Source organism: Paludibacterium denitrificans (assembly GCF_009707705.1).
Taxonomy (GTDB): domain Bacteria; phylum Pseudomonadota; class Gammaproteobacteria; order Burkholderiales; family Chromobacteriaceae; genus Paludibacterium_A; species Paludibacterium_A denitrificans.
This window is the reverse complement of sequence record NZ_WLYX01000001.1, coordinates 1,735,233-1,748,316: the sequence shown is the minus strand read 5'-3', so window position 1 is coordinate 1,748,316 and position 13,084 is coordinate 1,735,233. Positions and strand designations below refer to the sequence as shown.

Sequence of the window (13,084 nt, the reverse complement as noted above, 5' to 3'; positions counted from 1 at the left end):
TCTGCCCGGCGGTTTTTTTATCTGACAGGTTGGCCGAAAGGCTAGTGCGCCGCCTCCCAGCTTTCGCCCGCGCCCACTTCGGCCAACAATGGCACGCGCAGCGCGGCCACCCCGGCCATCAGTTGCGGCAGTTTCTTCTTCACCAAAGCCAGTTCCGCCTGCGGAACCTCCAGCACCAGTTCATCGTGCACCTGCATGATCATGCGGCTGGCCAGCTGGCTCTCGTCCAGCCAGCCTTGCACGGCGATCATCGCCAGCTTGATCAGATCGGCTGCCGTGCCCTGCATCGGCGCGTTGATCGCTGCCCGCTCGGCGCCCGCCCGGCGCGCCGGGTTGCTGGCGCGAATCTCCGGCAGATACAGCCGACGGCCGAACACGGTTTCCACGTAGCCCTGTTCACGCGCCCGTTCGCGGGTGGTTTGCATGTACTCGGCCACGCCCGGATAGCGCATGAAATAGCGGTCGATATACTGCTGCGCCGCCGTGCGTTCGATGCCCAGCTGGGCCGCCAGACCAAAGGCGCTCATGCCGTAAATCAGGCCAAAGTTGATCGCCTTGGACGCGCGGCGCTGTTCGCTGCTGACATCGGCCAGCCCCACGCCAAACACCTCGGCCGCCGTGGCGCGGTGGATGTCCTCGCCACTGGCAAAAGCCTTGAGCATGCTTAGGCATCGCCGGACAAATGCGCCATGATACGCAGCTCGATTTGCGAATAGTCGGCCGACACGATGACGTTGCCCGGTTCGGCAATAAACGCCTCGCGCACGCGGCGGCCTTCGGCGGTACGCACCGGAATGTTCTGCAAATTGGGATCGGAGCTGGCCAGACGCCCGGTAATGGCAACCGCCTGCGAGTAATTGGTATGCACCCGCCCGGTGGCTGGATTGATCAGCGTCGGCAGCTTGTCGGTATAAGTGGACTTGAGCTTGGCCAGACCGCGGTATTGCAAAATCAGCTTGGGCAGCGGGTGATCCAGCGCCAGCATTTCCAGCACTGATTCATCGGTGGAGTAGCCGCCGGATGCCGTCTTGCGCACGCCCTTGGTCGGGATACCCAGCTTGCCGAACAGGATTTCCTGTAGCTGTTTGGGTGAGTTGAGGTTAAACGGCTGACCGGCCAGCGCGTGCACCTGCTGTTCCAGTTGCAGCATTTCCGTCCCCAGCTGGTGGCTTTGTTCGGCCAACCTTTGCCGGTCGATCAGTACGCCGTTGCGCTCCATGCGGAACAACACTTCGGCCACCGGCAGCTCAATGTCGCGGTATACCTGCTGCAACGCGCCCACCAGCTGCGGCGCCAAGGCATCGTTCAGCCGCAGGGTGATGTCGGCATCCTCGGCGGCGTAGCGCGTGGCAATGTCGATATCCACTTCGGCAAAACCGATCTGCTTGGCGCCCTTGCCGCAAACTTCCTCATAGGTAACGGTGGTTTCACCCAGATGGCGGCGCGCCAGATCATCCATATTGTGGCGCTCGTGGCTTTCAATCACGTACGAGGCCAGCATGGTATCGTCTGCCACCCCGCGCAGGGTGATGCCGTGATTGGCCAGCACGTGGCGATCGTACTTGAGGTTCTGTCCCAGCTTGGCGTGGCGGGCGTCTTCCAGCCACGGTTTCAAGCGTGCCAGCACCGCCTCACGCGGCAGCTGCGTGGGCACGCCGGCGTACAGGTGTGCCAAGGGCAGGTACGCCGCTTCGCCAGCCTGCACCGCAAAACTCAGGCCAACAATCTGCGCCAGCATCGGGTCGAGACTGGTGGTTTCGGTATCCACCGACACTACCTTGGCGCCGGACAATTTTTCCAGCCAGTGCGTCAGTTGCTCATCGGTCAGAATGGTCTGATAGTGGCGCTCCAGCGGCGCGCTGGCCTCTGGCGCACTGCCAAACATATCGGCCGTATCGCCCACGGCCACCTCCGCTACCGGCGTGGCAACGACAGGGGTTTCGGCCAACCCTTCGGTCACTTCGCGGTAGAAGGTGCGAAAGCCGAAGGCATGAAACAATCCGGCCAGGCGCGGTTTGTCCTTGCTGCCGTGCAACAGGCCATCCAGCCCGCGCGGCAGATCCGCATGCAGGTCGACATCGCACTTGATGGTAATCAGCTCCCGCCCCTTGGGCAGCCAGTCCAAGGCGCTGCGCAGGTTTTCGCCCACCTTGCCGCCAATCTCGCCAGCCGCTGCCATCACCCCGGCCAGATCGCCATACTGCTGCAACCATTTCAGCGCGGTTTTCGGCCCGCATTTCTCCACGCCGGGCACGTTGTCCACCTTGTCGCCAATCAGCGTCAGGTAGTCGATGATCAGCGCTGGCGGCACGCCGAATTTCTCCAGCACACCGGCTTCGTCCGGGGTTTCATTGGTCATGGTGTTGACCAGCGTCACCGCTGGCGACACCAGCTGGGCAATGTCCTTGTCGCCGGTGGAAATGATGACGTTCATCCCCGCCGCCTCGGCCTGACGCGCCAGCGTGCCGATCACATCGTCGGCCTCCACACCGTCCACCACCAGCATCGGCCAACCGGACGCTTGCACCACCTCGTGCACCGCCGTAATCTGTGCGGCCAGCTCCTCCGGCATCGGCGGACGCTGAGCCTTGTAGTCCGGATACAGCTCGTCACGGAAGGTCTTGCCTTTAGCGTCGAATATGCAGGCGCTATAATCGAACTGCACTTCCTTCTCCAGCCGACGCAGCATGTTGACCATGCCATAGATCGCACCGGTTGGCTGACCATCGGGAGAGCGCAAATCGGGCATGGCGTGAAACGCGCGGTACAAATAAGAAGAGCCGTCAATCAATAACAATGTTTTCATAAAGGCGAGAAAAATCTATGAGCTTGTCCGATAAGTTGCCGCAGACCAGTGACAATTACGCCATGATGCAGAGCTTCCGCTCGCGCGAGGCGTGGCACGTGTTGAAGATTCTGTCGGAGTTTGTCGAGTCGGCCGAAGAACTGCAAGGCATCGTCCCTGCCGTCAGCATTTTTGGTAGTGCACGCACACCGCGTGACCACAAGTACTACAAGCTGACCGAAGAAGTCGCCCGTTTGTTGTCGGATTCGGGGTTTTCGGTTATTTCCGGCGGCGGTCCGGGTATCATGGAGGCCGCCAACAAAGGCGCATTTTACGGCAGAAGCCCGTCGGTGGCGTTGAATATCGTACTGCCGCACGAACAGAAGCCCAACGAATACCAGGACTTGTCCGTCAAGTTCAACCATTTTTTCAGCCGCAAGGTGATGTTCGTCAAACACGCCATCGCTTATGTGGTAATGCCCGGCGGCTTCGGCACGCTGGACGAAATGTTCGAAGCACTGACGCTGATCCAGACCGGCAAGAGCGCATTCCCATCATCCTGTGCTGCAGCGACTTCTGGCACGGATTGCTGGACTGGATCAAAGACCGGCTGGTCAGTGAGGGCATGATCAATGCCGCCGACCCGGACCTGGTGCAACTGATTGATGATCCGGACCAGATCGTGGAAACCATCTTCAAACACTACGAAACTCGCGGTTTCGAGGCGCTGCCGGAAGAGCGCGAACAACTGCTGAACCTGTAACCTACTCTAGCCTTCAAGGAAAACGCCATGCGCCGCCTGATCGCCATACTCGCCTTACTGCCCCCGGGTTATGCACGGGCCGATACCGCTGCCCCGGCCAAAGCCGTGGTGCCGCCGCCACCGACCATCACGCCGGACAACGCCGCCACGGCCGAGCCGGAAGTGCGCATCATCCAGAAAGGCAGCGACAAGATCGAGGAATACCGCCTCAATGGTCACCTCTACATGATGAAAGTGACCCCGTCGCACGGCATTCCCTACTACCTGATCGACGATGACGGTTCGGGCAACATGAAGCAGATCGATCCGGCACAGCGCGTAGTGATTCCGCGCTGGGTGCTGTTCCGCTTCTAAATCGGGGGCGACATGTCGGTTTACACCACCGTGACGGAAAGCGAGATGCAACAGTGGCTCACGCGTTATTCGCTGGGCGAACTGGTCGAACTCAAAGGCATTGCCGCTGGCGTCACCAACACCAATTACTTTGTCACCACCACGCATGGCCGCTATGTGCTGACGGTGTTTGAAACCCTCAAACTGGACGAGCTGCCCTACTACCTGAAGCTGATGAGCCATCTGGTACGGCATGGCGTGGCCTGTCCGGCACCGATTGCCGACTACACCGACAACTTTGCCTCACTCTTGTGCGGCAAACCGGCGTGTCTGGTCAGTTGCCTGAAGGGCCGCGACGTCGACGATGCCAACGTCGCCCAGTGCCGGGCGGTGGGCGAAATGCTGGCCCAGATGCACAAGGCTCAGGCACCACCTTCCCGCTCAAGATGCGCAACCCGCGCGGGCCGCGCTGGTGGAGCCTGACAGCCAGCGAAGTGTATGCCTTCATGGACCCGGCCGATGCGGCCAGCCTGCGTGAAGAAATCCACTTTCAGGACCGCCACCGCTTTGATCACCTACCCAGCGGCGTCATCCACGCCGACCTGTTCAAAGACAATGTGCTGCTCGATGGCGACAATATCGCCGGTTTCATCGACTTCTATTACGCCTGCAACGACATTCTGCTGTACGACGTCGCGATTGCCGTCAACGACTGGGCCCGCACGCTGGCGAGATTGATGGCGAGCGCGCCCGTGCCTTGCTGGCAGGCTACCAGTCCGTGCGGCCGTTGAGCGATATGGAACAGCAGGAATGGCCGGTCATGCTGCGGGCCGCCGGGGTGCGCTTCTGGACCTCACGGCTGCTGGACAAGTACAAGCCGATGGACGGCGAACTCACCTTCACCAAGGACCCGAAGGTGTTCCAGAAACTGGTGGAAGATCACCGCGTGCGCACGGATTTCTGGTTGTAATCCCGCCTCCATCCCTGCCCCGTGACAACGGCCACTTCCGCGAGGACGTGGCCGTTGGTTTATGCTGCTAGCGTGAACCACGGTGCTTTCCTACTGGCACAAGGCAGCAACAAAAAAGCCGCCCGGTACAACCGGACGGCTTGTGTATCAATCCCTTAGCAAATCAGCACGGACAGCGATTGGCACTCTTGCCGCTGTAACGGGCCGTTTGGCAGTAGCGAAAGAATTCTTCTTTCGTCATGACCTTCGCCTCAGGGTTGAAACGGCGACGGCGGGCCACATAAGTGTCGTAATCCTTCACACCCACCATCAGACGCGTGGTTTCGACCAGCCGTTGCCAGAATTTACGCATTGGAGCCTTCCTCGCGGAATACTGCCGGGCTTTCCTTGGTGGTGACCCAGCGCACGGCCAGTGCTTTACGCACCACGCCTACCGAGAATACCAGCATAGCCAGTACAACCACCATGAACAAGCCGGTCAGCGTGGCATCGACATAATCGTTGAACACGATCTGCTGCATCTGTACCAAGCTCTTGGCCGGGGCCAGTACCTTGCCATCCGCCGCCGCCGCCGAGAACTTGTTGGCGTGCGCCAGGAAACTGATCTTCGGATTGGGGTAGAACAGCTTCTGCCAGCCACCCACCAGCGTCACGATCAGCAGCCATACGGTCGGTACGGCCGTTACCCACAGGTAGCGGACCTTCTGCATCTTGATCAGTACCACCGAGGCGAGAATCAGCGCAATCGCTGCCAGCATCTGGTTAGCAATACCGAACAGCGGCCACAGGGTATTGATACCACCCAGCGGATCGACCACGCCCTGATACAGGAAGTAGCCCCACGACAGCACGGCCAGACCGGTAGCGATCAGGTTGGCCGCCCAGGATTCGGTGTCAGCCAGCGGCTTGATGAACATGCCCAGCAAATCCTGAATCATGAAACGCAGCACACGGGTACCGGCATCGATGGTGGTCAGGATGAACAGCGCTTCAAACAGGATGGCAAAGTGATACCAGAACGCCATCAGGGTCTTACCGCCAATCACATTGGACAGGATGTGCGCCATGCCCACGGCCAGCGTCGGAGCACCACCGGCGCGCGACAGAATGGTTTTCTCGCCGACATCGGCAGCCATCTGGGTCAGCATGTCCGGCGTCACCACAAAGCCCCGGCAGAAATCACTTGCGAAGCGTGTTCCGCGGTTTTGCCGATCACGGCAGCCGGGCTGTTCATGGCAAAGTAGATGCCCGGGTCCAGCACGCAGGCGGCAATCAGCGCCATGATGGCAACAAAGCTTTCCATCAGCATGGCGCCGTAGCCGATCAGGCGGGCCCGGCTTTCGTTCTCGATCATCTTCGGCGTGGTACCGGAAGACACCAGCGCGTGGAAACCGGAAACGGAACCACAAGCGATGGTGATGAACAGGAACGGGAACAGGTTACCGGCAAAGACCGGGCCGCTGCCGTCAATAAAGCGGGTCAGTGCAGGCATGTGCAGTTGCGGCGCCACGATGACGATACCCACCGCCAAGCCGAAAATGGTGCCCACTTTCAGGAAGGTGGACAGATAATCGCGCGGGGCCAGCAGCAGCCATACCGGCAGAACCGAGGCGATGAAGCCGTAGCCGATCAGCGTCCAGGGCCAGCGTGGTGCCCTTCAGGGTAAACAGCGGGGCCAGCACTTCGCTCTTGGCCACATCACCACCATAGACAATCGCCAGCATCAGCAGCACAAAGCCAAGTACCGAGATTTCCCCGATCTTGCCCGGGCGGATGTAGCGGCTGTAAATACCCATGAACAGGGCGATAGGAATGGTTGCGGCAATGGTAAACGTGCCCCACGGGCTGTCGGCCAGCGCCTTGACCACTACCAGCGCCAGCACAGCCAGCAGAATCACCATGATCATGATGATGCCGATGGAAGCAATGACGCCGGGGATCGGGCCCATTTCCATGCGGATGATTTCACCCAGCGATTTGCCGTCGCGGCGCATGGACAGGAACAGGATCATGAAATCCTGTACCGCACCGGCCAGCATCACGCCGACCAGAATCCACAACGTGCCCGGCAGATAGCCCATTTGTGCCGCCAGAACCGGCCCGACCAGCGGCCCGGCGCCTAAGCAATGGCTGCAAAATGGTGACCAAACAGTACCCATTTGTGGGTGGGAACGTAATCGAGACCATCGTTCTGTTTTTCCGCCGGGGTCATCCGGCGGGGATCCAGCTCCATCACCGTGTTGGCAATGAAACGGCTATAGAAGCGGTAGGCAATGGAATACACCGATACGGCGGCGACCACCAGCCAGATGGCGTTGACCGACTCTCCTCGATTCAGGGCCACCACGGCAAAAGCCGCGGCCCCCGCCGTGGCGACTGTCAGCCAGATCGCCCACTCTTTTAAGCGTTGCATGTGTTCAAGTCCCGTTCTTTTTTAACGACGTATAACAGCCCTCGCTGTTGCAATAACCGGCAGAATATAATTATGGTCGCGATTTTCCCGGTATCACCGGAGAAACACAAGCCAAACCGTGTGTTTTATGCAGGTGGTAACATTAGGCCAACACTATTTCGAGGCGGTAATGCATGGCTCCGCATATCCTGATCGTTGAAGACGACAACCGGCTGGCTGAACTGACGGCGGCCTATCTGGCCAAACATGGCTACCGTGTGACGCTGCATGGGCGTGGCGACAGCGCAACAGCGTTTATCCCGGAACAACAACCCGACCTGGTGGTGCTGGATATCATGCTGCCCGGCAAGGAAGGCTTTGATGTCTGCCGCGAGTTGCGCCCGCATTACACCGGCCGGATTCTGATCATGACGGCGCGTGACGAGGATGTGGACGAGATTCTGGGGCTGGAGCTGGGGGCCGATGATTATCTGGCCAAGCCGGTGGAACCGCGCCGCCTGTTGGCCCGCATTCGCGCCTTGCTGCGCCGAGGTCAGGGTGAGGACGGCGTGGAAACGGTGACGGATGAGCAAACGCTGCGGTTTGGTCAATTTGTCATCAGTCAGGCCACGCGCGAAGCGCAACTGGCCGGTGAGCCGCTGGAGTTGACCACGGCCGAATTCGACCTGCTCTGGCTGCTGGCGAGCCACGCCGGGCAAATCCTGTCGCGCGACGACATCATGAATGCCTTGCGCGGCATTGGTTTTGACGGGCTGGACCGCTCGATCGACGCGCGCATTTCGCGCTTGCGCAAGAAACTCCACGACAACCCGGACGCACCGACCCGCATCAAGACCGTGCGCAGCAAGGGTTATCTGTTCTCCAAGAGCGACTGGGAATGAGCAAGCTGCGCCGCCCCCGGTTTCGGCCAACCCTGACCTCGCTGTTTGCCCGCTACTTTCTGGTGGTGATGGTGGTGGAGCTGGTGATCATCATTGGCTTCGGCTTTTTCGTTACCCGGCTGTATCAGGGCAGCGATACCGAACGGCGGCGCCAGTTCATGGAAGGCACGGTGGCGCTGTTACGCAATAACCTGCAACAACAGCCACACCAAAGCTGGTCGGCGGTTCTGGCACAGGAAGCACGGGCCTTTCGCTACCCGGTGAAACTGATTCCCGGCATTCCGGATGATCTGTCACAAGAAGGACAAGTGGCCCTGCTGAAGGGGCAGACCTACCGGATTACGACGAGTCGCTACTCTACGCCCGTCTGCCCGATGATCAGCGCCTGCTGCAACTGGGGCCGCTGGACGAGCAGACCAGCGACACCAACTGGGTCACTGACGACATTGAAATCCTGCTGTTATGGATATTGTTCAGCGGCACGGTGCTCGGCCTGCTGATCTATTTCAACCTGCGCCCGCTGTGGCGAGACTTGCTGGCTGTACGCACTACGGCCGAGGCTTTTGCCGAGGGTAACTTCCACGCCCGCTCGCCGCTATCGAAAAGCCGTCTGTTTGCCCCGCTGCCCTTGGCATTCAACAGCATGGCCTCCAGTCTGGAGCGGCAGATGGAAACCCGGCAGGCGCTGGCGCATGCGGTGGCACACGAAATCCGCACGCCGATTGCCCGCCTGCGTTTTGGCCTGACCATGCTGGAAGAAGAGGACGACCCGGAACAGTGGCAGCGCTACCACGAGGGTATGGAGCGTGACATTCAGGAGCTGGAACAACTGGTGAGTGCCAGCATGGACTACACCAAGCTGGCCCGGGGTGAATTCCAGTTGCACTGGGAAACGGTGGATCTGTACGACTGGTTTGCCGACCTGATCGATCTGGTGACGCCGCTCAAGCCCGCGCCGTTGACCCTGACGCTGGACTGCCCACACCAGCAGGGCCGGTTTGACCGCAAGCTGCTGTACATCGCCAGCCGCAACTTGCTGCTCAACGCCTTCAAGTACGCCAATCACAGCGTGCACCTCAGTGTGCAAACCGAGCAATATGGCCTGACCATATGTGTGGACGATGACGGCCCGGGCATTCCGGAGGACGACCGCGAGCGCATTTTTGACCCGTTCCTGCGGCTGGACCGCAGCCGCGACCGCAGCACCGGCGGCTATGGTTTGGGCTTGTCGTTTGTGCGCCTGATCGCGGAACACCACGGCGGCCATGCCGAGGTGCAAACCAGCCCGCTGGGTGGTGCCCGTTTCATCATCACCGTGCACTTCCCGCCGCAAAGCGCCGATTAAACACTGGTCACACGCCGTCACACAGACGGCACACGACCACGATAGTGAGTACATAAGCCATTCCCCATACTTCCAGTCATCTTCATGATTGGAATCAACGCTATGGCTTCCACACGTCCTGCCGCCTTGCTGGTACACGGCACTGGGTGGCACCGTTTACGATCTGGGCTCATTAGGCAAGACGTTGGAAGACAGCTTCGTTACCCACACTCCGCTACTGCCCGGACATGGCGGCATGCCGGATGACCTGCTCGGCGCCCGCTGGCAAGACTGGGTGGAGGCGATTGCCCAATCCTACCGCGCGCTGAAAGCAAAGCACGGCACCGTGCATCTGGCCGGGGTATGTCTGGGCGGACTGGTGGCGCTGGAAGTGGCGCGTCAGGAACAGCATAGCGGCCGACTGGCACTGTATGCGCCGCCAATGTTTCTGGATGGCTGGAGCCTGCCACGCCTGACCCGGGCCCGCCATATCGTCTACCGTATTCCGGGGTTGGCCGAACGCATGCGCGTGCCGGAAGCCGAACCGTTTGGCATCAAGAACGTACGGCTGCGCAAGATCATCCAGCAACGTTTCGAACGCGGCGAGCGTTTTCATTATCCGTATGTGCCGCTGGCCTGCATCCGCGAAGTGGATCGCTTGCGTCGCCACCTGAAACCGCGGCTGGCCGATATCCACTGCTCCACGCTGATTGTCCATGCCGCCGAAGACGACATCACCAGCCCGCGTTCCGCCCGTTACCTGCAACAGCATCTGGGCGGCCCGGTCGAGTACATGCCGCTCAACAACAGCTACCACATGGTAATGGTGGATAACGAACGCAATCAGGTGCTGGAGCGCAGTCAGCGCTTCTTCAGCCGCCCGGCGCTGAACACCACCCCCGCCAGCAACACGCACTGGGGCGCACTGGCTCCGGCCTGATCCCGTCACCCTCCGTCGATACCGTTCCGCTGCGGGCCAAGGCTGGCCTATGATTAGAGCCAGCCCCCTTGCCCAACCGGAACCGAGCCATGAGTCAACGTGCCGACCTGCGTCGCTATCGCAGCAACCTGCAAAATGAACAGGAAGGCGCCGCGCTGTACCGCGTCATGGCACAGGCGGAAAACCAGCCGGAGTTGGCCGAACTCTACTCACGGCTCGCCAAGGTCGAAGAAGCCCACGCCGATTTCTGGCAACGCCGCATCGAACACGCTGGTGGTACCCGGCAACGCCCCAGATTACGCTGGCGCGTGCGGCTGCTGATCTGGGCGGCCAAACGCTTTGGCGCGCGCCTGATCTTGCCCACCGTGGCATCAAGCGAAGCCCTCAACCGCCACATCTACGACCAACAACCGGAAACCGACCACACCGATCTGCCCGCACAGGAGCGCTCGCACGCGCGCCTGCTGTCACAACTGGCCAGCCACGCCAGCGGCGGCTGGGACGGCGCGCGCTATGCCCGGCTGGAAGGCCGCCATGGTGCCGGCGGCGGCAATACGCTGCGGGCCATGGTGCTGGGTGCCAATGACGGGCTGGTTTCCACCTTTTGCCTGATCATGGGGGTGGCTGGCGCCAGCACGTCGCCTTCGGCCCTGCTCACCGCCGCGCTGGCTTAAGCACGCTGGCCGGGGCGTGCTCGATGGCGATGGGCGAATGGATTTCGGTACAAAGCTCGCGCGAGCTGATGGAACAGCAGATCGCGGCGGAAGCGGAAGAACTGGTCAACGCGCCGCACGAGGAAAAGGAAGAACTGGCACTGATCTACCAGGCCAAGGGATTCAGCGCCGAGGAAGCCGACACCATCGCCAGCCGGGTGATGCAGGACTCGCACAGCAGCCTGGATACGCTGGTGCGGGAAGAACTGGGCATCAACCCGGATGATCTGGGCGGCTCGGCCCGGGCGGGCGGCGGCCTCGTCATTTGCGGTGTTTCTGCTCGGTGCGCTGATTCCGGCGCTACCGGTATTTCTGGTGGCGCCACAACATATCGTGTCGGCCAGCATGATTGCGGCCAGCAGCGGGCTGTTTTTACTCGGCGCGCTGATCACCGTGTTCACCGGCCGCCACCCGCTGCTGTCCGGACTGCGCCAGTTGCTTATCGGCCTCCCGGCGGCGAGCGTCACCTTCGGCATCGGCCGGTTGTTTGGCGTCATGACAGGCGCCTGATGCGCTATCATGGCAACAACCCCTTTCCATTCCGCTAAGCGATAACCGCCGCGCGCTTGTGCATGTTTTACCGGCAAGCCGGGCAGACAACGCTTATATCGTAAGTGTGTGAACCTCTTGGTGTGTTGCAAGGAGAAGCCATGGAATCCCCGATCCACCCGCTAAGCGCCCTGTTCGATCAACTGGGCCTACCTTCCGACCATGCGGCCATCGAAGCCTTCATCGGCCAACATGCCCCACTGGATAACCACACCCGGTTGGCCGAAGCCCCGTTCTGGACGGCGGCACAACAGGAATTTCTCAGTGCCGAACTGGACGACGACGCCGACTGGGCTGAAGTGATCGATAGCCTGGACGCCCGATTGCGATCAAGCTGACAAGGACAAGCCCATGACCCGCAAGACCATCAATCTGGCCCTGCAAGGTGGCGGCGCGCACGGCGCCTTCACCGGGGGGTACTGGACGCGTTGCTGGAAGACGACCGGCTGGAATTTGAAGGCATCAGCGGCACCAGCGCCGGTGCCATGAACGCCGTCGTAATGGCCGATGGCCTGCTCAAGGGCGGACGGGGCGCACGCATTGCGCTGGTTAGCTTCTGGCGCGCGGTGGCCAACAGCCAGCCGCTGGATATGTCGACCACGTCGATTGACGGCGAAAGCGTAGCCCTGCTGCCCAGCGCCAAGCTGATGCTGCAATGGACGCGTTACCTGTCGCCCTATCAGCTCAATCCGCTCAATCTCAACCCGCTGCGCGAGGTGGTGTCAGCGTTGATCGACTTTCCGCGCCTGCGCACCGAATGCCCGATCAAGCTGTTCATCGCCGCCACGCAGGCCAATTCCGGACGCTTGCGGCTGTTCAAGACCCGGGAACTGACCGAGGACATGTTGCTGGCGTCGGCCTGCCTGCCGATGTTGCAACAGGCGATCATGATTGATGGCGAACCCTACTGGGACGGCGGCTATTCGGCCAACCCGGCGGTGTTCCCGCTGTTTTACGAATGCCGCAGCCACGACATGCTGCTGGTGCTGCTCAGTCCACAGCAATACGACGAAACACCGCGCAGCGTGGACGCCATCCGCGAGCGCACGCTGGAACTGGCCTTCAGCGCCAACTTCCTGCGCGAGATGCGGATGTTTTCCAACGTCACCCGCTATGCCGCGCGCAGCCAGCAGGAACGCGAGTCGTCAGCACTGCACCGGCTGTTTGGCAAGAGCCGGGATGCGGAACCGGTGACGCTGGAAGAGCGGCTGCTGGCCACCCGTTTTCACCTGATCGAAGCCTCGGACCTGATGAGCCAGCTGGGGCCGGGCACCAAGATGGCTGCCGATCCCAGTCTGCTCACGCGCCTGCACGATCAGGGCTACCAACAGGCCAAAAGCTGGCTGGCCGAGCATTTCGATGCCATCGGCCAGCGCTCGACGGTGGACCTCGCCAGCATGTGGGGCTAACGGC

Annotated in this window: 11 protein-coding genes and 4 pseudogenes; 12 read left to right on the top strand and 3 right to left on the bottom strand. The window is 61.0% G+C overall.

Annotated features, from left to right (window positions below):
• Positions 1 to 41 precede the first annotated feature (41 nt).
• Positions 42 to 2,806, bottom strand: a pseudogene (gene polA / locus GKE73_RS11525) (DNA polymerase I).
• Between the two features lie 17 nt (positions 2,807 to 2,823).
• Between polA and GKE73_RS11520 the strand changes: the two are divergent.
• The 3 genes and pseudogenes from GKE73_RS11520 to GKE73_RS11510 all read left to right on the top strand — a co-directional run bounded on the left by GKE73_RS11520 (position 2,824) and on the right by GKE73_RS11510 (position 4,851).
• A pseudogene (locus GKE73_RS11520) lies at positions 2,824 to 3,548 on the top strand (LOG family protein).
• A gap of 27 nt (positions 3,549 to 3,575) precedes the next feature.
• Positions 3,576 to 3,902, top strand: a complete 327-nt coding sequence (locus tag GKE73_RS11515) for a DUF2782 domain-containing protein (RefSeq protein ID WP_230370128.1) — start codon at positions 3,576 to 3,578, stop codon at positions 3,900 to 3,902.
• Between the two features lie 12 nt (positions 3,903 to 3,914).
• A pseudogene (locus GKE73_RS11510) lies at positions 3,915 to 4,851 on the top strand (homoserine kinase).
• 163 nt (positions 4,852 to 5,014) lie between these two features.
• Here GKE73_RS11510 and GKE73_RS11500 read toward each other — a convergent pair.
• A complete protein-coding gene (locus tag GKE73_RS11500) occupies positions 5,015 to 5,203 on the bottom strand; it encodes a YbdD/YjiX family protein (protein ID WP_230370126.1) in 189 nt (62 codons plus the stop codon).
• Positions 5,196 to 7,264, bottom strand: a pseudogene (locus tag GKE73_RS11495) (carbon starvation CstA family protein). Before GKE73_RS11495 ends, GKE73_RS11500 begins: the two are co-directional and overlap by 8 nt.
• A 173-nt stretch (positions 7,265 to 7,437) precedes the next feature.
• Here GKE73_RS11495 and GKE73_RS11490 point away from each other — a divergent pair.
• The 9 genes from GKE73_RS11490 to GKE73_RS11455 all read left to right on the top strand — a co-directional run bounded on the left by GKE73_RS11490 (position 7,438) and on the right by GKE73_RS11455 (position 13,080).
• On the top strand, positions 7,438 to 8,145 hold the full coding sequence (locus GKE73_RS11490; RefSeq protein WP_230370125.1) for a response regulator: 708 nt from the start codon (positions 7,438 to 7,440) through the stop codon (positions 8,143 to 8,145).
• On the top strand, positions 8,142 to 8,645 hold the full coding sequence (locus tag GKE73_RS11485; RefSeq protein WP_230370124.1) for a hypothetical protein: 504 nt from the start codon (positions 8,142 to 8,144) through the stop codon (positions 8,643 to 8,645). The genes GKE73_RS11490 and GKE73_RS11485 overlap by 4 nt, the downstream gene beginning before the upstream one ends.
• Positions 8,615 to 9,490: an ATP-binding protein gene (locus GKE73_RS11480; protein ID WP_230370123.1), complete on the top strand. Its 876-nt coding sequence runs from the start codon at positions 8,615 to 8,617 to the stop codon at positions 9,488 to 9,490. The genes GKE73_RS11485 and GKE73_RS11480 overlap by 31 nt, the downstream gene beginning before the upstream one ends.
• 184 nt (positions 9,491 to 9,674) lie before the next feature.
• The gene (locus GKE73_RS11475) at positions 9,675 to 10,409 is read left to right on the top strand and encodes an alpha/beta hydrolase (RefSeq protein ID WP_230370122.1); all 735 of its coding nucleotides are present in this window, start codon (positions 9,675 to 9,677) and stop codon (positions 10,407 to 10,409) included.
• An 89-nt stretch (positions 10,410 to 10,498) separates the two neighbouring features.
• Positions 10,499 to 11,083, top strand: coding sequence for a VIT1/CCC1 transporter family protein (locus GKE73_RS23405; protein ID WP_280954897.1), 585 nt, complete (start codon positions 10,499 to 10,501; stop codon positions 11,081 to 11,083).
• Entirely contained in the window at positions 11,014 to 11,670 is a 657-nt protein-coding gene (locus GKE73_RS26570; protein ID WP_280954896.1) for a VIT1/CCC1 transporter family protein, read from the top strand. The genes GKE73_RS23405 and GKE73_RS26570 overlap by 70 nt, the downstream gene beginning before the upstream one ends.
• Before the next feature lie 102 nt (positions 11,671 to 11,772).
• A complete protein-coding gene (locus GKE73_RS11465) occupies positions 11,773 to 12,009 on the top strand; it encodes a DUF2789 domain-containing protein (protein WP_230370121.1) in 237 nt (78 codons plus the stop codon).
• 13 nt (positions 12,010 to 12,022) lie between these two features.
• Positions 12,023 to 12,160 (top strand): hypothetical protein, encoded by a 138-nt coding sequence (locus GKE73_RS11460; RefSeq protein ID WP_230370120.1) that lies wholly within the window; start codon positions 12,023 to 12,025, stop codon positions 12,158 to 12,160.
• A complete protein-coding gene (locus tag GKE73_RS11455) occupies positions 12,100 to 13,080 on the top strand; it encodes a patatin-like phospholipase family protein (protein ID WP_230370119.1) in 981 nt (326 codons plus the stop codon). The genes GKE73_RS11460 and GKE73_RS11455 overlap by 61 nt, the downstream gene beginning before the upstream one ends.
• Positions 13,081 to 13,084 lie beyond the last annotated feature (4 nt).